Raw genomic sequence first — 19,828 nt, forward strand, 5'->3', positions numbered from 1 at the left:
CTCTTTGATCGGCTCCGGCTTCACGCCCTGCGGGCAAAGGCGGTTGCAGCCTGGCCCAGGATGAAGACGCCGGTGCTGCCAATGATCGCGGCCGCAATACGGTTCAGCTTTTGCAGCGCATCAGCCCGCGCCATCATTTGCCGCGCCCCCGAGGCCAGCAGCGCATAGGGGCTTAGCGTTGCGAACAGAACCAGCACCGTCAGAACGCTGAGAGCTGCCCATTGCCCAACGCCAACGGCTTCCAGATCGATGACGGTCGGCAGCAGCGCCAGGTAGAAGATGATCGTCTTGGGGTTGCCCAGGGTCAGCGCAAATCCGGACAGAAAAGTCTTGGCCGATCTGCGGTCGGCAGCTTTGGCAACCGCTGTCAGGCCCGCCTCGCTGCGCCAGAACTTATAGGCCAGATAGACCAGATAGGCCCCGCCCAGCACCTTGATGGCCAGCAGCGCCCCTGAGAACAGCTGTGCAATGGCGGCCAGCCCGGCAATGGCAACGGTCAGATAAACCACGTCCCCCAGGGCAATCCCCGCAAGGAAGACCAGGGACACCTTCAGGCCGCTGCCCAGTGATTGCCCGACAAGCCCCGCCACGCCCGGTCCGGGAATGACCGCGGCAATCGACAAGGCGATGGAATAAGCAATCAGCGGTGCAAGCAGGTCCATGGGGGCAATCCTGATTCATGACTCGCGGCGACCCTATCAGCCTCCCTAACGCGGGCAAGCCGATAGCGCACAGGCACGCAGATGTTGCGCGCCCGCCGTGCGCCCCCTTCACGCGATCCTCATTCCCCCATGCCAGACTGCCCCTGATCGATCCCCTGCCATGGCCCCGCGCAAGGGCCATGATACGAGGCGCAGGCATCTGTGCGGCTGCCTGCGCAACACCCGGAGACCGGCCCTGAAAAAAAGGGGGGCGTCCAGGAAATCCTGTCCGAGCAGGCCCCCGGCGGGGTCTGTCCATTCTCCACTTTGGCGGCGCCGCCCCCGGAAACGGGCTTCAGCGCAGATCGTCACAACACGCAGGCACCGCCGGATACAGCGGTGCAGCAGACATGAAAAAGGCCGCCCTTCCGGACGGCCCTGTTCGTGCTGCCAAAAGGCAAACCTTATTTCGGCCCCAGCGCCACCAGGCCCTTCAGGATGTCGATGGCATAGGCCAGCTGGTAATCCTGCTCGCGCAGTTCGGCAGCTTTCTCGGCCTTCTCGCGGTCTTCCTCGATCTGGCGGATCTCGTCTTCGCTGAGGCTGTCATTGTTCAGGCTGCCGCGCAGATCCGCTTCGGAACGGGAACGGCGGGTTGAACCTTCTTCTTCCTCGGCCGAGGCGGTGCGGCGGGGCTGTTCCACCACGATATCAGGGCTGACGCCCAGCGCCTGGATCGAGCGGCCCGACGGCGTGTAGTAGCGCGCGGTGGTCAGGCGCATCGCTCCCTCGCCCTTCAGCGGCATCACGGTCTGGACCGAGCCCTTGCCGAAAGACTTGGTGCCCACCACGATGGCGCGGCGGTGGTCCTGCAGCGCACCGGCGACAATCTCGGAGGCTGAAGCCGAACCGCCGTTGATCAGCACCACAATCGGCTTGCCATCGGCCAAGTCGCCCGGGGTGGCGTTGAAGCGCTCGCCGTCCTCCGGGTTGCGGCCGCGGGTCGAGACGATCTCACCGGATTCCAAGAAGCTGTCGGCCACTTTGATCGCCTGGGTCAGCAGCCCGCCCGGGTTGTTGCGCAGGTCCAGCACGATGCCGTTCACATTGTCCATGCCGCCGGCTTCTTCGATCTGCTTTTTCAGGCCCGCTTCCAGGTTCGGCGTGGTCTGGTCGTTGAAGGTGGTGATCCGCATCACCACGGTGTCGCCCTCGGTGCGGCTGCGCACGGCGGTCAGCTTGATGGTGTCGCGGATGATCGAGACATCAAACGGCTCATCCTCACCCTCGCGCACCACGGTGATCACGATTTCCGAGCCCACCGGCCCGCGCATCAGGTTGACGGCCTCGTCCAGCGACAGGCCCAGCACGCTTTCGCCGTCCACATGGGTGATGAAATCGCCGGCTTCCATGCCGGCCTCATCCGCCGGGGTGCCGTCGATCGGGGAGACAACTTTGACAAAGCCCTCTTCCTGGGTGACCTCGATGCCCAGGCCGCCGAATTCGCCGCGGGTCTGCACCCGCATCCGGCTGGCGTCGTCCGGCGAAAGATAGCTGGAATGCGGGTCCAGCGAGGTCAGCATGCCGCCAATAGCCGCCTCGATCAGCTCTTTCTCGTCGACTTCCTCGACATACTGCGCACGGATACGCTCGAAGATATCGCCGAACAGGTCCAGCTGCTCATAGACATTGGCCTCGCGCGCGCCTTCCTGGGCCAGCAAGGGGCCTGCGACATAGGTTGTTGCAACGATCCCTGCCAGCGTGCCGCCCAGGGCGGCCATCGCAAATTTTTTCATCAAGCCTTCATCCACCTTTTCCAGTGCGGAACCATGTTTCCGGGTCCACCGGGCTGTTGTCCATTCTCACTTCTATATAGAGCGTTTCTGTCCGGTCAGTTCCACCCCCTTCACCGCTAAGTGACAGAATTGCGTCCGGCTTGGGGTTTTCTCCGCTCATCAGGCCGACCGGGGTGCCCTCCGGGATCACCTGCCCCGCCTCGCCGAACACCTCGGCAAGACCCGAGAGGACAAACAGGGTCTCCGGCTGCGGCTCCAGAATCACCACATTGCCCAAGTCCAGCAGCGGCCCGCGGTAGCGGATGGTGGCAGCCGTGGGTGCGGTGACCAGCGCCCGGGGCCGCGCGGCGATCAGCAGGCCCGGGCGGGCAATGCCCGCGGCATCGCGCTCGCCATAACCGCGCAGCACCAGGCCCTCGACCGGCAGCGGCAGGGAGCCGCGCAGATCACTGATGTCGGCGCTGGTTTCGGCAATCTCGCCGCCGGCAATCTCGGCCAGCCCGTCGGCAAAGCCCGACAGCGTCTCGGTCGAGGAAATCAGGATCGCGGTGCGCACAGGATCGGCGGTGAAGCGCTTCGGCAAAGTCGTGCGGTCGGCAATGGCGGTCGACAGCTGCACCCGCGCAGCCTGCACACCGGCCAGCCCTTTTTCCAGAGTCTGCGCCGCGTTCTGCTGCAAGAGCCGCAGGCTTTGCACCTCGTCCAGGTCCACCTTCAGCGACTGGGCCTTGGCCTGCAGCGCCGGGGTCACCTCCGCCAGCATCATGGCTGAGCGCGCAGCTCCCAGCGGGCCGGAAGGATGCACCATCAAGACCGGCGGCGGCGACGTTTCAATGGTCTGGATAATGCCCAGCAGGCCCGAGACTTCCTCCTGCCGTGCGGCCAGCTGAGCGCTCAGCTGCGCCTCGCGCCGCGCCACCCGCCGCAAGCCGTCGCGCATTGCGGCCAGCCCGGCCTCAAACGCCTGCACGGTGGTGGTCAGCGCCTTCACCCGGTCACGGGAGCTGTCGGCCTGCTGCAACTGCACCGAGGCCGCCTCAAGCTGCGCTGCCGCCTCCCGCGCAGCCCCGGCCGGGTCCGCTGCCGCCTGCAGCGACGCGGCCAGCAATGCCAGCGACAGGAAGCCCGCGCGCAGGATCATGACAGCAGGCTCTCCCCGGTCATCTCTGCCGGTTTTTCCAGCCCCATCAGCTCCAGGATGGTGGGCGCCAGATCCGCCAGCCGCCCGTCCCGCAGCTGCGCGCCTTCGGGCCCGCCCACCAGCGCCACCGGTACCAGATTGAGTGTATGGGCCGTATGGGCGCCGCCGGTTTCCGGATCGATCATCACTTCGCAATTGCCGTGGTCGGCGGTGACGATCATCGCGCCGCCCGCCTTTTCCAGAGCCTCAACAACCTGCGCCAGGCCGCGGTCCACTGCTTCGCAAGCCAGCATCGCCGCCTTGATGTCGCCGGTATGGCCGACCATGTCCGGGTTGGCATAGTTGGTGACAATCAGGTCATAGCCCGCCTCGATCGCCTCGACGAATTTCCCGGTGACCTCAGGCGCCGACATTTCCGGCTGCAGGTCATAAGTCGCCACCTTTGGCGACTTCGGCATAAAGCGGTCCTCGCCTTCCTCCGGCGCTTCTTTGCCGCCATTCAGGAAGAAGGTCACATGCGGGTATTTCTCAGTCTCGGCCAGACGGAACTGGCGCTTGCCCTGCTTGGCAACCCATTCACCCAGCGTGTTGACGATCTCGGCCTTGGGGTAGCAGGTGGTCATATAGCCATTGTGGCCGCCAGAATACTCCACCATGCCCAGCAGCCCAGCCAGCTTGGGACGCCCGCCCGTATCAAATTCCGAAAACCCCGGCTCGCCGATGGCGCGCAGGATCTCACGCGCCCGGTCGGCGCGGAAGTTCAGGCAGAAAAAGCCATCGCCGCTTTGCACACCTTCATAGCCTGCCAGCACCGTGGCCGCGATGAACTCATCGGTTTCGGACTGGTTATAGGCATGGTCCACCGCGCCATGCGCGGAGAATGCTGGCCGCCCCTTGGCGTGGATCATCGCATCATAGGCCTCGCTGACCCGCTCCCAGCGGTTGTCGCGGTCCATGGCGAAATAGCGCCCGGTGACGGTGGCAATGCGCGCGCCTTCCGGCAGCCGCTCTTCCAGCCTGCGGAAATGGGTAAAGGCCGATTTCGGCGCCACGTCGCGGCCATCGGTGATCGCGTGCAGCCAGACCGGCACGCCGGCATCGGTGATCGCTTTCACCGCTGCCAGAATGTGGTTGATATGCCCGTGCACGCCGCCGTCCGAGACCAGCCCCATCAGATGCGCGGCACCGCCGCTTTCCTTGAGCTGTTTGATAAACGCTTGCAGCGCCTCGTTTTCAAAGAAAGACCCGTCCTCGATCGCCAGGTCGATCTGCCCCAGATCCATCGCCACCACCCGGCCTGCGCCGATATTGGTGTGGCCGACTTCCGAGTTGCCCATCTGCCCGGTCGGCAGGCCCACATCCGGGCCGTGGGTGATCAGCCTGGCCTTGGGCCCCTTGGCCATGATCGCATCAAAGGCCGGCGTTTCGGCAAGGTAAGGCGCGTTGGCCTTGCCCGGCTCGCCACTGCCCCAGCCATCAAGGATGCACAGGACAACGGGTTTGGGTGCGCTCATGGGTCAGCTCCGGGGCAAAGCAAGGTTGGGGCAAGGTTCGCAAGCCTTCTAACGCCTTGCTGCGCCGGGGTGAACCGGCATTCCTGCCACAGTTGGCGTTATCAGGACAGGGATCAGGCGCAAAATCTCCCTGCCTGCTTCTTCTTTGCCCAAATACTCAAATACCCGCCTGTCCGCTATCGCTTCCGCCCGCGTTCTGCGGCATCAGCACCGGCACCGCCCGCGCCAGATCGCTGCCAAGCGCCCCGGCCGGGTAATACCGCCCAAGAATCCCGGGCTGCAGCAGGTCCGCGTTGCCGTTCAGAAACGCCTCCGTGTCCGGGTAATCCGCTGCGGCCATCCGTTCGGCAGTCAGGCTCAGGAACGCCAGTGTCACTGTGGCGTTGAATTTCTCCGGCACTCCGGCGGCTTCCGTCAGGCGGCGCAGGCCGCGGGCATAGACCGCCATGCCCTCAAACACCTCGTGGCGGGAGAGGATTTCATGAGCCACCCCCAGATGCGCCCGGTGGCTGAAGCCCTCCGGCTGCAGGGTGCCCGCGGCCAGTTCCTGCGCCATCACCGCATAGTCTGTCCGTTCACTCATTGCGGATCCTCCGTCAGGCTGTGGCTGTCGGCAGCGGTCAGGTCCAATCCGTAGACCGCGCGCAGCGCCTCGATCTTGCCCAGGGTCTCCTCGGAGAACGGCGCCTTGCCCTCAAAGGCGTGCAGCGCCATGCCCTCGACCAGTTCCGCCACGGAGATATCCAGATATTCCGCCAGCGCCTTCATGGTTTTCAACAGCCGCGCCTCAAGGCGCAGGCCGGTTTGCACACGGGTTACAGATTTCATCGCGCCCTCCTTTCGGAGTGCGTTATATGTGATTCCAATCTTGGTATCAAGGTACCAAGATTGGAATCACAGCGCAGCTTGCTTCTTCCACGCTTTTCATCTTGCCAAAAATACTCAATCCCCCGGTCCGCCACCCGCGCCGCCGCCGCTGTTCTGCGGCGACAGCAGATGCCGGATCAGCGCCACCGGATGCGCGCGCAGGGAAAGGCGCATGGCGACGTAATCCTCCACCACCTCCTCGCCCAAGCCCATCTGCGGCAGGTCCGCCTGCGGCTCATAGATCGCCTCGCCGTCCAGCTCGCGGGCAAACAGCGGCAGCGGTTTGCGGGCGGTGATCGCCTTGGCGGCCCACAAGGCCTCGCGCCGGTTCAGCCCCAGCGCGGCAAAGGCATCGGCCTCGGCCAGCCGTTCGATCACCGGCGGCGCCAGGCCTGCCTTGCGCCAAACATCCTCCACCTCGTGATAACCGTTGCCGCGCGCCGCGGTCAGCCAGGCGGCATCCTCATCCCGCAGCCCCTTCACCTGCCGGAACCCCAGCCGCAGCGCCAGACCGCCGTGGCCATCGGGCTCCATCGCGTTGTCCCAATAGGAGCGGTTGATGCAGACCGGACGCACCTCGACCCCATGGGCGCGGGCATCCCGCACAATCTGGGCGGGCGCGTAAAACCCCATCGGCTGGGCGTTCAAAAGCGCGCAGGCAAAGATCCCCGGATGGTGGCATTTGATCCAGGCAGAGGCATAGACCAGCAGGGCAAAGCTGGCCGCATGGCTTTCGGGAAAACCGTAAGAGCCGAAGCCCTCGATCTGGGAAAAGCAGCGTTCCGAGAATTCCGCATCATAGCCGTTCCTGGCCATGCCGCGCAGGAACAGGCTGCGGAACTCGCTGACGTTGCCATGTTTCTTGAAGGTCGCCAAGGACCGCCGCAGGCGGTCGGCCTGCTCAGGCGTGAAGCCGGCGCCGACGATGGCGATCTGCATCGCCTGCTCCTGGAACAGCGGCACGCCAAGGGTCTTGCCCAAGACCTCGCCCAGCGCGTCCGAGGGGAAATGCACCGGCTCTTCGCCATTCCTGCGGCGGATATAGGGGTGCACCATGTCGCCCTGAATCGGGCCGGGGCGGACGATGGCAACCTCGATCACCAGATCGTAGAATTTGCGCGGGCGCATCCGCGGCAGGAAGTTCATCTGCGCCCGGCTTTCGACCTGGAAGACGCCGATGCTGTCGGCCCGGCACAGCATGTTGTAGACTGCCGGGTCCTCCGGCGGCAGGGTGGCGAGGCTGTAATCCAGCTGGTGGTGCTGCTGCATCAGGTCGAACGCCTTGCGGATGCAGGTGAGCATGCCAAGCGACAGCACATCGACCTTGAGGATGCCCAGCGTATCGATGTCATCCTTGTCCCAGCAGATCACCGTGCGCCCCTCCATGGTGGCGTTCTCGATCGGGACCAGCTCATCCAGGCGGCCTTGGGTGATGATGAAGCCGCCCACATGCTGGCTGAGATGGCGGGGGAAGCCGATGATCTGCTCCACCAGCTGCATCGTCAGCTGCAGGCGGCGGCTGCTGGGGTCGAGGCCGATTTCACGCATCCGCTCGGCCTCCACGCCCTCGGCGCTGAAGAAGCCCCAGAGCTGCGAAGAAAGTGCTGAGATGGTGTCCTCGGTCAGCCCCATGGCGCGGCCCACCTCGCGGATGGCGCGCTTGCCGCGGTAGTGGATCACCGTGGCGCAGAGACCCGCCCGGTGGCGGCCGTAGCGTTCATAGATCCACTGGATCACCTCCTCGCGCCGCTCGTGCTCGAAATCGACGTCGATGTCGGGCGGCTCATCGCGGGCTTCACTGACGAAACGCTCAAACACCATGGTGCCCAGCTCGGGACTGACCGAGGTCACGCCCAGGCAGTAGCAGACCACCGAGTTTGCCGCCGAGCCGCGCCCCTGGCACAGGATCCCGCGGGAGCGGGCAAAGTGGACGATGTCGCGCACGGTCAGGAAGTAGGGGTCGTAGTTCAGCTTGGCGATCAGGGCCAGCTCATGCTCCAAGAGCGCGCGCACCTTGTCCGGCGCGCCGCCCGGATAGCGCCATCTGAGGCCCTCTTCGGCAAGGCGCCTAAGGCGCTGCGGCGGGGTTTCGCTCTCGCTGCCCTCGTCCGGGTAGTCATAACGCAGCTCATCCAGCGAGAAGGTCAGCTGGCCTGCCAGCCGGGCGGCATTGTCCACCGCCGCGTCATAGCCGCGGAACAAGCGGCGCATCTCGGTTTCAGAACGCAGCCGCTGCTCGCCGTTGGCCAGAGCCGCGCGGCCCAAGCTCTCCACCTTGCAGCGCAGGCGGATGGCGCTGAGCACATCGCAAAGACGGCGGCGGCTGCCGTGATGCATCCGCGGCGCAGCACTGGCCAGCGGCGACAGGTTCAGGTGTCCGGCGAGTTCTGAGAGCCGGGCAAACCGCGCCTGGTCGCCGCCATCATAGGCGGGCGTCATCAGCAGATGCATCCTCCCGGCAAAGCGGCGCGTCAGCCCCTCCATATGCGGCCCCCATCCGCCCGCGCCGCCGGGCAGATGTTCCGCCTGCGGCAGCAGCAGCAGGTGGAGGCCATCCGCAAACCCCAAAAGGTCGGAGAGATACAGGATGCAGCTGCCTTTCTCTGCCCTGAGCCGCCCGGTTGAGAGCAGCCGCGTCAGGCTGCCCCAGCCGGTGCGGTTCACCGGCAGCGCGATCATCTGCGGCGCATCGGCGAACATGAGCCGCGCCGCCGGGATCAGCCGCACGGTGCCATAGACCGGGAATGAGTGCGGCGGCGCGATACCCTCGGGACACGGCGGCCCGATGGGCGTGTTCCGCCGGTCCCAGGCCTGCCGCTCGCGCACCCGCCGGGCGATATCAGCGCATTCCGCATGGGCCCGCACGATGCCTGCCACCGAATTCTCATCCGCAACCGCCACCGCCCCGATCCCCAGCGCCAGCGCACGGGTCACGTATTCCTCTGGATGCGACGCCCCAGTGAGGAAGGTGAAGTTCGAGAGGCAGGCAAATTCGGCAAACATGAGTCGCATGGTATTCCCGTTTTGTTCTCATGTGGAGTCACCCTGAAAGACACCGGCCGGATTGCGGTGCCGCGCCGCGCGCCAGCGCGGCGCCAGGCCCAACAGCCGCAGGGCATTTCCAATGCCTGCACGGCTGGCGGGAGCCCGCCCCTGCGGCCTGCGGGATGCGCAAGAAACGGGTCGATCGGTCCCCATCCATTGAGGCATGCTCCAGGCAGCAAAGGAGTTTTCACATGACCAAGATCACCGCCCTTCCCACCGAAGATGTCCGCGCCCTGCAAGCGGGCGGCGCCGATGCCTATGGCCGCACGCCGGAGCGCGCCATCTCAGACGGCGGCGGCAACCCCTGCCGCCATTGCCTGAAATACATCCCCAAAGGCGCGGAGATGCTGGTCCTGGCCTACCGCCCTTTTCCTGAGACGCAGCCCTATGCCGAGACCGGCCCGCTGTTCCTCTGTGCAGATCGCTGCACGCGCCATGACGGCGAGGCGCTGCCGGAGATGCTGACCGGTTCCCCTGATTTTCTGATCAAGGGCTACAGCGCTGACGACCGCATCGTCTATGGCACCGGGATCGTCATTCCCCAGACAGAGATGATGGGCCAGGCAGAGGCTATCTTTGAGGATGACCGGGTGAAGTACATCCACATCCGCTCATCACGCAACAACTGCTACCAGGCGCGGATTGACCGGGGGTGAGAAGTGGCCGTTTGCCCCATAGAAGCCTCCTTAAGGCAAACGGCTTCACGAATGGCCCAACCGATCCCGCCGGGCCGCTGGCAGGCTGCAAGACTTTTGCCTGTTCCCCTGACCAGCTAAGGCCAAAGTTGCATTGTCAGCAGCGATGCGTAAGAAGGGCGGCAGGAGCGGCATAGAACCAAGATGATTGAGCCGCGTCGCGATGAAGCCCAGAAAAGCGTTATGTCCGCATTCCTCGTATCTGTTGACGAAACGACCGAACGCCTCGTCCTAAGAGAGCTACTGGAGTACTGCCATTCCATATCAGGGGAAACCTTCGACCACGCCTTCTCGGGGGCAGGCGAAGACCTGACAATCCTCCTGACAGCTTTTCATCTGGCCAAAGATACCGGCAGGGGATTCTCTGGCTTTCTGACAGACGAGGCTCTGGAAACCTTTGTTGGCGCCCTCCCCCTGGAAAGCCTGCCCTGCCTAGAAGATGCAATTGATGTCAGCATCGGTATGATCCTTCAAAACGGTCTCACTCCAAGGCTCTCAAAGGAGTGGCAGGTTCCTGCGCCGTTTTCAGGCAACCTCCGCGGCCCCCTCCGCCGTTTGGGCCTTATTGATCACGATGGGATCTGGACGGAAAAATCTATTCCGATCCAGATCCGCTCTGGGTTCCTGGACGGGACCGGTGAAACCGGCAGCCCCGAAGCACAGGCTCTGATCGAGGAATACGCCCGCAATTCGGTGCAGCACATGCCGCCGGCCATCAAATCCATGGTCCGCAGGCTCCACCCGTTTTCTCCGCAAGTTGACCGTTTTGAATGCGAGAGCGTTTTCGCAGACGCTTGGCGTTTCGGGCACTGGCTGAGCCAAACCCAGAAACGCCGCACGGCAAATCTCGGGCGGGATTTACTGGTGCATCATGTGCTGGATCAGATTCTGATAGACCGCCACAACGGTGAAACAGCCGCCTGTTTCGAATGAGCAGCTGCAAAACTGCGCTGGCACATCAGCGCAGTTTCGACGGGATGCCCGGGCCGCCTTGAGACTATAACCAGTTCACCCCGCTTTTGTCAGCGACAGGAAGACATCCTCCAGATCCGCCTCTTCCGTCTTCACATCGCGGATCGAAATGCCCGCGGCATGCACAGCGCCCAGTACGTCCTCGGCACTGGTCACACGGCTGCGGTAGCGCAAGCCTACAGCGCCGTCCGGGCGCAGTTCGGCCTCGATGCCGGCGCCTTGCGGCAGATCCGTGACCGGCACCGCGGGCTGCACCACCATGGTCTTGGCATCCAGCCGGCCCAAGAGGCTTGCCGTGGAATCCCGCGCCACCACCTCGCCCTGGTTGATGATGGCGATCTCGTCGCACATCTCCTCGGCCTCCTCCAGGTAATGGGTGGTGAGGATGATGGTCATGCCCTGCGCATTCAGCTTGCGGATGTTCTCCCACAGCATCTGGCGCAGCTCGATGTCGACGCCCGCTGTAGGCTCATCCAGCACCAGCACCGAAGGCCGGTGGACCAGCGCCTTGCCCAGCAGCAGCCGCCGCCGCATGCCACCGGAGAGGGTGCGGGCATAGGCTTCTGCCTTGTCCTCCAGCCCGATCATCCGCAGGATCTCGTCGCTGTGGCGCTCGTGCCTGGGCACGCCGTAAAGGCCTGCCTGCACCTCCAGCGCGCCGCGCGGGGTGAAGAAGGGGTCCAGATTCAGCTCCTGCGGCATCACCCCGATGGCGGCGCGGCTCTGGCGCGGGTTTGCGTCCTGGTCAAAGCCCCAGATCGTCACCTTGCCGGAGGTTTTGCGCACCAGGCCTGCCAGGATGTTGATTATCGTCGACTTGCCCGCGCCATTGGGGCCGAGCAGGCCGAAGACAGAGCCGCGCGGCACCGTCAGGTCGACGCCCTTCAGCGCGTGTTTCTCCGGATGGCCTTTGCGCCCGGCGTAGGTTTTACGCAAAGCTTCAATACGGATTGCGTCAGCAGACATCGCGGCTCTTGCCCCCGGTTTTTCCTTGGCTCATAAATGCGCCTAGCCGAAAACCGAAAGGACTGCCAGCCATGACCATCGAAGCGCCGGAAACCAGGATCGTTCACAGCCGCAAAGTGGCGTGCGACGGCAGCGAAGGCGCCCTGGGGCATCCGCGGGTCTATCTGCAGATCCCGGAAGAGCAGAACTGGGTTGAATGCCCCTATTGCGACTGCAAGTTCATCTATGAGGACGCGGCCAAGGCCGCGGAGTGATCCGGCTGCCGCTGCGGCTGCTGCTGGCAATTGCCGGAAGCGTCCTGGCCTATTTTATCGCCGCAGTGATTGGCGCAGTGCTGCCCGCAGGCGGCGGAAGCCGTCCAGCCGAAGACCGGCCGCACAGGGTCCTGATGGTTGCGGGACCGATCCACTATGATTTCCTGATCCCGCTGGACGCGCCTGCAAAGGCGCGTTTTGCGTTTCTGGAGACGGCGGGCCTGCAGCTTAGCCACCCGGACGCGCAATGGCTGCTTTTGGGCTGGGGCGCACGGGAGTTTTACACCAGCGCCGGCAGCTACCGGGATGTCTCGGCCAAGGCGGTGCTGAAAGGTGTTTTTGGCGATGCTTCCACCCTGCGGGCGGATGTTCTGGGCGCCATTGCCCCTGCGCAGGAACTGCCTGCGGTCTCCTTCAGCCCCGAAGAGTATGCGGCGTTCCTGGAGGCCGCCGCGGCCAGTTTCCGCCGCACGCCGGATGGGGCAGCGCAAGCCCTGGCGCATCCGGGCTTTACCGCCACAGACAGATTTTTCGAAGCCGAAGGCCGGTTTCATCTGCTGCGCACCTGCAACACCTGGGTGGCCCGGATGATCCGCGCCTCGGGCCGCCGGTTTGGCGCCTGGACGCCGCTGCCCTATTCGGTGTCCCTGTCGCACGCGCTGTTTCTGAAAGAGTGACCAGCCGGGCAAACCGGAAAATTCAAATTTTCCGGCCAAATTTCTTTGAAGAAATTTACTGCCGCCCGGTATGGTCCCGCTGTGTTTGAGGCAAAGGGCAGGCAGGGATGGCACAGCTTCTGATCATCTATCACTCGCGCACGGGCGGCAGCCGGCAGATGGCAGAGGCGGCGTTTGAGGCCGCGCATGGCGAGATTGAAACCGTGCTGAAGCGGGCGGAAGAGGCCGGGCCGGAAGATCTGCTGGCGGCGGACGGCTACATCTTCTGCGCGCCAGAGAATCTGGCAGCCCTGTCCGGCATGATGAAGGAGTTCTTCGACCACTGCTATTACCCGGTGCTGGGAAGGATAGAGGGGCGGCCCTATGCACAAATGATCTGCGCGGGATCAGACGGCGAGAACGCCGCCCGGCAATGCGCACGGATTGCCACCGGCTGGCGGCTGAAAGAGGTGCAGCCGCCGCTGATCCTCTGCACTCATGCGCAGACGCCGGAAGCGATTCTGGCGGAAAAGGCGATCCCGGAGGATCAGCTGGAGGCTTGCCGGGAGCTGGGGCTGGCAATGGGAGCTGGTCTGGCGATGGGGGTGTTTTGAACCCTGGCCTGGTCAGTTGACAAACCAGAACTCGCCAAGCCGCGTACCGAAGGCACCATGCATCGCGCGGTAGGTGCCGTCGGGCAGCCCCCCTGCCGAGGCGCATAATTCCTGGCCGCGGCGGAACTCTGCCCAGCGGCTGCAGATCCGGCCGTCCTCCAGCCACCAGCTGCCGGTGTCCTCGCCCAGCCGCGGAATGCTGACCTCAAACGTCCCGTCCGCCCGCAGGACTGCGGAGCCGGCAAAGCTCAGCCGTTTGAAAGCGATCTTGCGGTCCTGCGCCAATAGCGCCTGCATTTCATCAGCATCCAGCATCCGGACGTCCTCGCGGCAGGCAGTCAGAAGCAGAAACAGGGAAACCAGGGCAAGTCTTTGCATCATCCCAGTTAGCTGCTGCTGCGGCGGCCATGCAATCGCGCGGCCGCCAGGGCGGATCACATCTGCGTGGCTGGAATGCTGGCAGCAGAGGGCAACAGGGCGATTGCGGATGACGGCCGGATACTGAATAACACTGTCCAAACCACCATGCGCGAATGAACCGGGGAGCAGCACTATGAGCGGGACACAATTCGGCAAAGGCTGCCATCTGCATCTGATCGACGGCTCGGCCTTCATCTTCCGTGCCTATCACGCGCTGCCGCCCTTGACGCGCAAATCCGACGGGCTGCCGATTGGCGCGGTATCGGGCTTTTGCAACATGCTGTTCAAGCAGGTCGAGGACAACAAAGGCCCGGATGCGCCGACCCATGTGGCGGTGATCTTCGACCATTCAGGCAAGTCGTTCCGCAACGAGATGTACGACCAGTACAAGGCCAACCGCCCGCCTGCCCCCGAGGACCTGGTGCCGCAGTTCCCGCTGACCCGCGACGCCACCCGCGCCTTCAACATCGCCTGCAAGGAAATCGAAGGCTTCGAGGCTGACGACATCATCGCAACTCTGGCGCATCAGGCGCGGGATGCCGGCGGGCGGGTCACCATCATCTCGTCCGACAAGGACCTGATGCAGCTGGTCGGCGGCGGCGTCGAGATGCTGGATGCGATGAAGAACAAGCGCATCGACAGCGACGGCGTGGTGGAGAAGTTCGGCGTCGGCCCCGATCGAGTGGTGGATGTGCAGGCACTGGCGGGCGACAGCGTTGACAACGTCCCGGGCGCGCCCGGGATCGGCATCAAGACCGCCGCCTTGCTGATCAACGAATACGGTTCTTTGGAAGAACTGCTCGACCGGGCGGAAGAGATCAAACAGCCCAAGCGCCGTCAGACGCTGATCGAGAAGCGGGATCAGATTGAACTCAGCAAGAGGCTGGTGCAGCTGGACTGCAATATGGAGCTGGACTTCACCCTGGATGACCTGGAGGTGAAAGAGCCGGAAGGCGAGACTCTGCTGAACTTCCTGAGCGAGATGGAGTTCCGGACCCTCACCAAGCGGCTGGCCGATCAGCTGGGCTTGGATGCACCGGCGATCCCCGAGGCCCCGTCTGCCACGGCTGAGATAGCGGCGCCGGAGGCGGTGCCGTTCGACAAGGAGAAATACGAATGCGTCCGCGATGCGGCGGCGCTGCAGGTCTGGGTTGACCGGATCCGCGAGCGCGGCTGGGTGGCAGTGGATACAGAGACCACCGGATTGGACGAAATGGTTGTCGATCTGGTCGGCATCTCGCTCTGCGTCGAGGCAGGCGAGGCCTGCTATATCCCGCTGACCCATAAGGCCGGCGGTGACGATCTGTTTGGCGGCGAGGGGCTGTCAGACGGGCAGATGCCGCTGGAGGAAGCGGTTGCGATGCTGAAGCCGGTTCTGGAAGACCCGGCGATCATCAAGATCGGCCAGAACATGAAATACGATGCCAAGATTTTCCACCGCTACGGGGTGGATGTGGCGCCGGTCGACGACACCATGCTGATGTCTTATGCGCTGCATGCGGGCATGCACGGGCATGGCATGGATACGCTGTCGGAGCGCTATCTGGATCACACGCCGATCCCGATCAAACCGCTGCTGGGGACCGGCAAGTCCGCGATCACCTTTGACCGGGTGCCGATTGACGACGCGGTGCCTTATGCGGCCGAGGATGCCGACATCACCCTGCGCCTGTGGCAGCTGTTCAAGCCGCAGCTGCATCAGGAACGGGTCACGACGGTCTATGAAACGCTGGAGCGGCCGCTGGTGCCGGTGCTGGCCGACATGGAGCGCAACGGCATCAAGGTGGACCGCGATACGCTCTCGCGCATGTCCAATGCCTTTGCCCAGAAGATGGCGGGGCTGGAGGCGGAGATTCACGAGCTGGCGGGCGAAAGCTTTAATGTCGGTTCCCCCAAGCAATTGGGTGAGATCCTGTTCGACAAGATGGCGCTGCCGGGCGGCAAGAAGGGCAAGACCGGCGCCTATGCCACCGGCGCCGATATCCTGGAGGATCTGGCAACCGAGCATGATCTGCCCGCGCGGGTGCTGGACTGGCGTCAGCTGAGCAAGCTGAAGTCGACCTATACGGACGCGCTGCAGGACCACATCAATGCGGAGACGGGCCGGGTGCATACGTCTTATGCCCAAACCGGGGCGAGCACCGGCCGCATGGCCTCGACCGATCCGAACCTGCAGAACATTCCTGTGCGCACCGAGGAAGGCCGCCGCATCCGCGAGGCTTTTGTGGCGGAAGAGGGCAATGTGCTTTTGTCGCTCGACTACAGCCAGATCGAGCTGCGCATTCTGGCGCATATGGCCGGGATCGATGCGCTGAAGGCGGCCTTTGCAGAAGGCAAGGACATTCACGCGATGACGGCGTCGGAAATGTTCGAGGTGCCGCTGGAGGAGATGACGCCGGAGATCCGCCGCCAGGCCAAGGCGATCAACTTTGGTGTGATCTACGGCATTTCGGGCTTTGGCCTGGCGCGTAACCTGCGTATCCCGCGCAAGGAGGCGCAGGGTTTCATCGACCGCTATTTCGAACGCTTCCCCGGCATCCGCCGCTACATGGACTCGACGGTGGAATTTGCCAAGGAGCATGGCTACGTGCAGACCCTGTTCGGGCGCAAGATCCACACGGCGGAGATCAACGCCAAGGGGCCGAAGGCGGGCTTTGCCAAACGCGCGGCGATCAATGCGCCGATCCAGGGGACGGCTGCCGATGTGATCCGCCGTGCGATGATCCGGATGCCGGAGGCCATCGCCCATCTGCCCGCCCGGATGCTGCTGCAAGTGCACGACGAACTGCTGTTCGAAGTGCCGGAGGCGGCGGTGGAGGAAACCATCGAGACCGCCCGCCGGGTGATGGAGACAGCTGCGGATCCGGCGGTGCATCTGGACGTGAAACTGGTGGTCGATGCGGGCCGCGGCCAAAACTGGGCCGAGGCGCATTAAGGCAGGCGGGCCCCTCCCGCCCGGCTTCGATCTAACGATCTCATCCCGTTGGGCATAGCGCCGCTGACGCGGCGCGGGATATGCCGGACCGCTGCCACTCCGGACCAAGAGAGCCGTAAGACCCGTGCGTCCTGCGCGGCTTGCCCGAGACGCAACCCGCGGGCAAGCCCATCCGGCACGCCATCAATTCAAACCTGCCTTTATGGACTTTTCATCGAACCCCCTTCCGCCGCGCTAGCGGCGCCACGCCCAACGGCTTCTTCTGCATCTTTGATGCTGATTGAAGCGGGCGGGAGCGGCCCCTTTTGGCAGTTCAGCTTCCGGCGGGCTGTTTCACCACTTTTGCCACCAGTTTGCGCACCAGGGGGGCCGCCGTGAAGGCTACGGCAAAGGCGATTGGCCAGCTGAGGCCCCAGGCGCTCATCCAGGCGCCGGCAAACTCACTCCCCAGGCCCAGCGTCTTCCAGGTTGCCACCCCCGTCACGATAAAGGACATCAGACCTGACAGGAGCAGGCTGAACAAAAGCGGCGCAAAACGGGCTGGCAGCATAAGCGGTGTCCTTCCTGTAATCCCATCCACCTTATGCAGGCTGCCCGGCCGCCTTTCAATTCATGAATGTGAGCCGGCCAGCAGCGGCTCAGCGCATCCACCCGAGACTGTCCTCGGTCCGTTTGGTTGAAGGCGCATACTCAGCACTGACCCAGCCTTCATAGCCGCTGGCGTCGATTGCAGCAAACAGCTGCTCGAAGTCAACCGGCCCGGTGCCCGGCTCGCAGCGCCCTGGCGCCGCGCCGATCTGCACATGCACGGCGTGCTGCCCGAACTCGTCCCAGACTTTCGCGGCATCCCCGTGGATCAGCTGCGCATGATAGGCATCGTATTGCAGGCCGACATTGGGACGATCCACCGCTGCCAGCACCTCCATCGCCAGGTTGTAGTCATCAAGGAAGTAACCCGGCTGGTCGCCGCTGTTCAAAGGCTCGATGGTAAACTGCTGGCCCGGCGCCCGGTCGGCAGCCCATTGCAGATTTTCGACAAAGGCTGCCTGCGCCGCCTCGCCCTTAGCGTAGCCGGCCATTACGTGGATCCTGCCTGCCCGCAGCGCCTCGGCATAGCGCAGCACCCGGCGGATGTCGCGCTGGAAGCGGTCAATACCCTCAGGCACCGCAGCATAGCCGGGCATACCGCCGGTGTAATTCGGAGGCGGTGCATTGATCAGCAAAAGCTCCAGCCCGTTGGCCAGCAGGGCCCGCTGGGTCTCCTTGGCGGCGAGCTCGTACGGATAGAGGATTTCCACCGCCTCGAACCCGGCAGCGGCAGCCGCCCTGAACCGATCAAGATAGGGCAGCTCGGCAAACAGCATCGAAATGTTGGCTGCGAATCTGGGCATCTGGCTCCTCCGGGGCTTCTCCTGGCTTCACGGTGGTTTATCCCGCGCAAAACCGTGACGCCAAGAGAGAGAAAACGACGCATTGTCGCTTTCCCGCAAGACTTGGGAGCAGGATTCGGATGCAACTGCAGGAAACCGGCGTATTTCCGCTGGATTCCCGAAGGATAGCAGTGATGACAATGAGCCCTGAGCGCCTGTCCGCAGGCCCTTCTGCTTCGCCGCGCGCGCAGGCGCTTGGCGGCAACGCCCTGGCGGCGGCAGCAATGATCACCTGGTCGGCCGGCTTTCCGGCTGCTGAGGTGCTGCTGCAGACCTGGCCGCCGGTGATGTTGCTGGCCGCACGGCTGGTTCTGGCGGCCAGCGGTATCCTGCTGTTGTGGACCGTGCGCGAAGGGGTGCAGACGGTGCTGCGCGCGCCCTGGCGCAAAGGGCTGATGATCGGCATCTGCGGCTTTGGCCTCAGTGCCTTTCTGCTCATTCAGGCGCAGGTGCTGACCAATGCGGTGACCGCGGCGCTGATCTGTTCTGCCGCTCCGGTGATCGGCGGGGTGATCGAAATGCTGCAGGGCCAGCGGCGGCTGGGAGTGCGGTTCGCGCTTGGCGCCGTGGCGACAGTCATTGGCGGCGTGATTGCCACCAGTTCGCTCAGCGGCGCAGAGCTGGGGTTGGGGGCCGCGGCGGCCGCAGGCGCAATCACGCTTTACACCTGGGCGAGCTCTGCCGCGGTGCGCGAACTGCCGGATCTGTCGCCCTCGGGGCGCAGCGCGGTCACCATTTGCGGCGGGCTTATTCTGGCAAGCGTGCTGACCGCAGGCACCGCTGTCTTAGGCGGAGAATGGCTGCCGAGCGCGCCGGTGGATGGCTACCAGCTGCAGATGCTGCTGATTTTCGGCCTGGTTTCGGTGATGCTCAGCCAGCTTTTGTGGCTGTCGTCGGTGGAGCGGCTGGGGGTGGCGCTGGCCTCGTTCCACACCAATCTGGCGCCGTTTTACGTGATGATCCTGATGCTGTTCCTGGGCGAAAGCTGGGAGTGGCCGCAGGCAATCGGCGCCGCGGTTGTCGGGCTGGGGGTGATTGTGGCCCAGGACAAGCGGCCCAAGCTGGCGGAGCCGGTGAGCGGCAGCCAGGTGTAAAAACCCGAAGAAAACCTCTGAGGGCGGCGCCTGACCCTGGGTGGGTGCGAAGCGCGCTCTCCGTTTTGCCGGAGGCAAACCTTCGGTTTGACGGGAGGGTCGGGCGCTGCCCGGCCTATCGGCCGGGCAATGACTCTGCAGGACGCCTAAGCGCTTATTCTGCTTCCAGTTCCGCCGACGCGATCAGCGGGAAGAATTCACCGCCGGACCACACCCCGAACCAACCGCCGTGATGCTCGCCAAGCTCCACCAAGCGGTAAAAACTCTTGCGGTCGATCCGGGCCTCCAGCCCTGCGCGCACCATCACGTAAGGAGACGGCTCGCCGCTCTCTGCATCGCGCTCGACCCGGATCGGGGTCTCCGGGCCCGCTGCGGCGGTGTCCTCGACATTGGTAGTGAAGGTGATCACCTGATCGCGGCCCTCTCCCGCTGTATCGAAATCCACCGCAACAAAGGGCGCGTCCTCAACCGTGATGCCGACCTTCTCAACCGGTGTGACCAGGAAATACTTGCCGTCCTCCAGCTTCAGGATCGAGGCGAACAGTTTGACCAGCTCAAACCGGTTGAACGGCGTGCCGAGGTAGTACCAGCTGCCATCCCGGGCTATGCGGATGTCCAGATCACCGCAGAACGGCGGGTTCCACAGGTGGACGGGCGGCAAACCCTTGCCTTTCCTGGCCGCTTTCACCGACGCGGCGAGGCCTTCGGCACCGGGTGTCACAGCTTTTTGTCCGCTCATTGCTTTTGCCATTTCCTGTCAGCACGATAGAGTAACAGCATATATCCTG

General features: G+C 64.1%; 19 protein-coding genes. 7 read left to right on the forward strand and 12 right to left on the reverse strand.

Annotated elements, in window-relative coordinates:
- Positions 1 to 20: 20 nt before the first annotated feature.
- The 7 genes from RA20_RS02125 to RA20_RS02155 form a co-directional block, all read right to left on the reverse strand.
- Positions 21 to 662, reverse strand: coding sequence for a LysE family translocator (locus RA20_RS02125; RefSeq protein ID WP_039124166.1), 642 nt, complete (start codon positions 660 to 662; stop codon positions 21 to 23).
- Between the two features lie 443 nt (positions 663 to 1,105).
- A complete protein-coding gene (locus RA20_RS02130) occupies positions 1,106 to 2,437 on the reverse strand; it encodes a S41 family peptidase (protein WP_039124217.1) in 1,332 nt (443 codons plus the stop codon).
- Between the two features lie 7 nt (positions 2,438 to 2,444).
- Positions 2,445 to 3,578, reverse strand: a complete 1,134-nt coding sequence (locus tag RA20_RS02135; protein ID WP_039124168.1) for a murein hydrolase activator EnvC family protein — start codon at positions 3,576 to 3,578, stop codon at positions 2,445 to 2,447.
- Positions 3,575 to 5,092: a 2,3-bisphosphoglycerate-independent phosphoglycerate mutase gene (gene gpmI / locus RA20_RS02140; protein WP_039124170.1), complete on the reverse strand. Its 1,518-nt coding sequence runs from the start codon at positions 5,090 to 5,092 to the stop codon at positions 3,575 to 3,577. Before gpmI ends, RA20_RS02135 begins: the two co-directional genes overlap by 4 nt.
- Positions 5,093 to 5,249: 157 nt before the next feature.
- Positions 5,250 to 5,675 carry a hypothetical protein gene (locus RA20_RS02145; RefSeq protein WP_039124172.1) on the reverse strand — a complete coding sequence of 142 codons (426 nt, stop codon included), beginning with the start codon at positions 5,673 to 5,675 and terminating at the stop codon, positions 5,250 to 5,252.
- A complete protein-coding gene (locus RA20_RS02150) occupies positions 5,672 to 5,920 on the reverse strand; it encodes a hypothetical protein (RefSeq protein WP_039124174.1) in 249 nt (82 codons plus the stop codon). The genes RA20_RS02145 and RA20_RS02150 overlap by 4 nt, the downstream gene beginning before the upstream one ends.
- 114 nt (positions 5,921 to 6,034) lie before the next feature.
- The gene (locus tag RA20_RS02155; protein WP_039124176.1) at positions 6,035 to 8,962 is read right to left on the reverse strand and encodes an error-prone DNA polymerase; all 2,928 of its coding nucleotides are present in this window, start codon (positions 8,960 to 8,962) and stop codon (positions 6,035 to 6,037) included.
- Between the two features lie 233 nt (positions 8,963 to 9,195).
- On the opposite strand from RA20_RS02155, the gene RA20_RS02160 reads away from it, so the two are divergent.
- Both RA20_RS02160 and RA20_RS02165 read left to right on the forward strand, forming a co-directional pair.
- Entirely contained in the window at positions 9,196 to 9,660 is a 465-nt protein-coding gene (locus RA20_RS02160; RefSeq protein WP_039124178.1) for a DUF1203 domain-containing protein, read from the forward strand.
- A 183-nt stretch (positions 9,661 to 9,843) separates the two neighbouring features.
- Complete coding sequence (locus tag RA20_RS02165; RefSeq protein ID WP_039124180.1) at positions 9,844 to 10,632, forward strand: hypothetical protein; 789 nt, start codon at positions 9,844 to 9,846, stop codon at positions 10,630 to 10,632.
- A gap of 75 nt (positions 10,633 to 10,707) precedes the next feature.
- Here the strand turns inward: RA20_RS02165 and RA20_RS02170 are convergent, their stop codons facing one another.
- Entirely contained in the window at positions 10,708 to 11,637 is a 930-nt protein-coding gene (locus RA20_RS02170) for an ABC transporter ATP-binding protein (RefSeq protein WP_039124181.1), read from the reverse strand.
- A gap of 71 nt (positions 11,638 to 11,708) precedes the next feature.
- On the opposite strand from RA20_RS02170, the gene RA20_RS02175 reads away from it, so the two are divergent.
- The 3 genes from RA20_RS02175 to RA20_RS02185 all read left to right on the forward strand — a co-directional run bounded on the left by RA20_RS02175 (position 11,709) and on the right by RA20_RS02185 (position 13,161).
- Positions 11,709 to 11,891 (forward strand): zinc-finger domain-containing protein, encoded by a 183-nt coding sequence (locus RA20_RS02175; protein ID WP_039124184.1) that lies wholly within the window; start codon positions 11,709 to 11,711, stop codon positions 11,889 to 11,891.
- Positions 11,888 to 12,568: a TIGR02117 family protein gene (locus RA20_RS02180; protein WP_052248783.1), complete on the forward strand. Its 681-nt coding sequence runs from the start codon at positions 11,888 to 11,890 to the stop codon at positions 12,566 to 12,568. Before RA20_RS02175 ends, RA20_RS02180 begins: the two co-directional genes overlap by 4 nt.
- Positions 12,569 to 12,675: 107 nt before the next feature.
- Positions 12,676 to 13,161 (forward strand): flavodoxin family protein, encoded by a 486-nt coding sequence (locus tag RA20_RS02185; RefSeq protein WP_039124186.1) that lies wholly within the window; start codon positions 12,676 to 12,678, stop codon positions 13,159 to 13,161.
- Positions 13,162 to 13,173: 12 nt separating this feature from the next.
- On the opposite strand, the gene RA20_RS02190 is transcribed toward RA20_RS02185, so the two are convergent.
- Positions 13,174 to 13,542 carry a hypothetical protein gene (locus RA20_RS02190; RefSeq protein WP_039124188.1) on the reverse strand — a complete coding sequence of 123 codons (369 nt, stop codon included), beginning with the start codon at positions 13,540 to 13,542 and terminating at the stop codon, positions 13,174 to 13,176.
- A gap of 172 nt (positions 13,543 to 13,714) precedes the next feature.
- Here RA20_RS02190 and polA point away from each other — a divergent pair, with 172 nt between their 5' ends.
- Positions 13,715 to 16,516, forward strand: coding sequence for a DNA polymerase I (gene polA, locus RA20_RS02195; RefSeq protein ID WP_039124190.1), 2,802 nt, complete (start codon positions 13,715 to 13,717; stop codon positions 16,514 to 16,516).
- A gap of 313 nt (positions 16,517 to 16,829) precedes the next feature.
- Here polA and RA20_RS02200 read toward each other — a convergent pair whose 3' ends face one another.
- Positions 16,830 to 17,066, reverse strand: a complete 237-nt coding sequence (locus RA20_RS02200; protein WP_039124193.1) for a DUF2798 domain-containing protein — start codon at positions 17,064 to 17,066, stop codon at positions 16,830 to 16,832.
- Between the two features lie 88 nt (positions 17,067 to 17,154).
- Positions 17,155 to 17,907, reverse strand: coding sequence for a hydroxypyruvate isomerase family protein (locus tag RA20_RS02205; protein WP_039124195.1), 753 nt, complete (start codon positions 17,905 to 17,907; stop codon positions 17,155 to 17,157).
- 173 nt (positions 17,908 to 18,080) lie between these two features.
- Here RA20_RS02205 and RA20_RS02210 point away from each other — a divergent pair, with 173 nt between their 5' ends.
- Complete coding sequence (locus tag RA20_RS02210; protein ID WP_241482197.1) at positions 18,081 to 19,040, forward strand: DMT family transporter; 960 nt, start codon at positions 18,081 to 18,083, stop codon at positions 19,038 to 19,040.
- A 154-nt stretch (positions 19,041 to 19,194) separates the two neighbouring features.
- On the opposite strand, the gene RA20_RS02215 is transcribed toward RA20_RS02210, so the two are convergent.
- On the reverse strand, positions 19,195 to 19,779 hold the full coding sequence (locus tag RA20_RS02215) for a DUF1285 domain-containing protein (protein WP_039124197.1): 585 nt from the start codon (positions 19,777 to 19,779) through the stop codon (positions 19,195 to 19,197).
- Positions 19,780 to 19,828 lie beyond the last annotated feature (49 nt).

This window comes from Leisingera sp. ANG-Vp, from assembly GCF_000813725.1.
Classification (GTDB): Bacteria; Pseudomonadota; Alphaproteobacteria; order Rhodobacterales; family Rhodobacteraceae; genus Leisingera.

Bases quoted from the DNA above. Each gene is read 5' to 3' on its own strand.
- RA20_RS02125 (WP_039124166.1), bottom strand. From the start codon at position 662: ATGGACCTGCTTGCACCGCTGATTGCTTATTCCATCGCCTTGTCGATT.
- RA20_RS02130 (WP_039124217.1), bottom strand. From the start codon at position 2,437: ATGAAAAAATTTGCGATGGCCGCCCTGGGCGGCACGCTGGCAGGGATC.
- RA20_RS02135 (WP_039124168.1), bottom strand. From the start codon at position 3,578: ATGATCCTGCGCGCGGGCTTCCTGTCGCTGGCATTGCTGGCCGCGTCG.
- gpmI (WP_039124170.1), bottom strand. From the start codon at position 5,092: ATGAGCGCACCCAAACCCGTTGTCCTGTGCATCCTTGATGGCTGGGGC.
- RA20_RS02145 (WP_039124172.1), bottom strand. From the start codon at position 5,675: ATGAGTGAACGGACAGACTATGCGGTGATGGCGCAGGAACTGGCCGCG.
- RA20_RS02150 (WP_039124174.1), bottom strand. From the start codon at position 5,920: ATGAAATCTGTAACCCGTGTGCAAACCGGCCTGCGCCTTGAGGCGCGG.
- RA20_RS02155 (WP_039124176.1), bottom strand. From the start codon at position 8,962: ATGTTTGCCGAATTTGCCTGCCTCTCGAACTTCACCTTCCTCACTGGG.
- RA20_RS02160 (WP_039124178.1), top strand. From the start codon at position 9,196: ATGACCAAGATCACCGCCCTTCCCACCGAAGATGTCCGCGCCCTGCAA.
- RA20_RS02165 (WP_039124180.1), top strand. From the start codon at position 9,844: ATGATTGAGCCGCGTCGCGATGAAGCCCAGAAAAGCGTTATGTCCGCA.
- RA20_RS02170 (WP_039124181.1), bottom strand. From the start codon at position 11,637: ATGTCTGCTGACGCAATCCGTATTGAAGCTTTGCGTAAAACCTACGCC.
- RA20_RS02175 (WP_039124184.1), top strand. From the start codon at position 11,709: ATGACCATCGAAGCGCCGGAAACCAGGATCGTTCACAGCCGCAAAGTG.
- RA20_RS02185 (WP_039124186.1), top strand. From the start codon at position 12,676: ATGGCACAGCTTCTGATCATCTATCACTCGCGCACGGGCGGCAGCCGG.
- RA20_RS02190 (WP_039124188.1), bottom strand. From the start codon at position 13,542: ATGATGCAAAGACTTGCCCTGGTTTCCCTGTTTCTGCTTCTGACTGCC.
- polA (WP_039124190.1), top strand. From the start codon at position 13,715: ATGAGCGGGACACAATTCGGCAAAGGCTGCCATCTGCATCTGATCGAC.
- RA20_RS02200 (WP_039124193.1), bottom strand. From the start codon at position 17,066: ATGCTGCCAGCCCGTTTTGCGCCGCTTTTGTTCAGCCTGCTCCTGTCA.
- RA20_RS02205 (WP_039124195.1), bottom strand. From the start codon at position 17,907: ATGCCCAGATTCGCAGCCAACATTTCGATGCTGTTTGCCGAGCTGCCC.
- RA20_RS02210 (WP_241482197.1), top strand. From the start codon at position 18,081: ATGACAATGAGCCCTGAGCGCCTGTCCGCAGGCCCTTCTGCTTCGCCG.
- RA20_RS02215 (WP_039124197.1), bottom strand. From the start codon at position 19,779: ATGAGCGGACAAAAAGCTGTGACACCCGGTGCCGAAGGCCTCGCCGCG.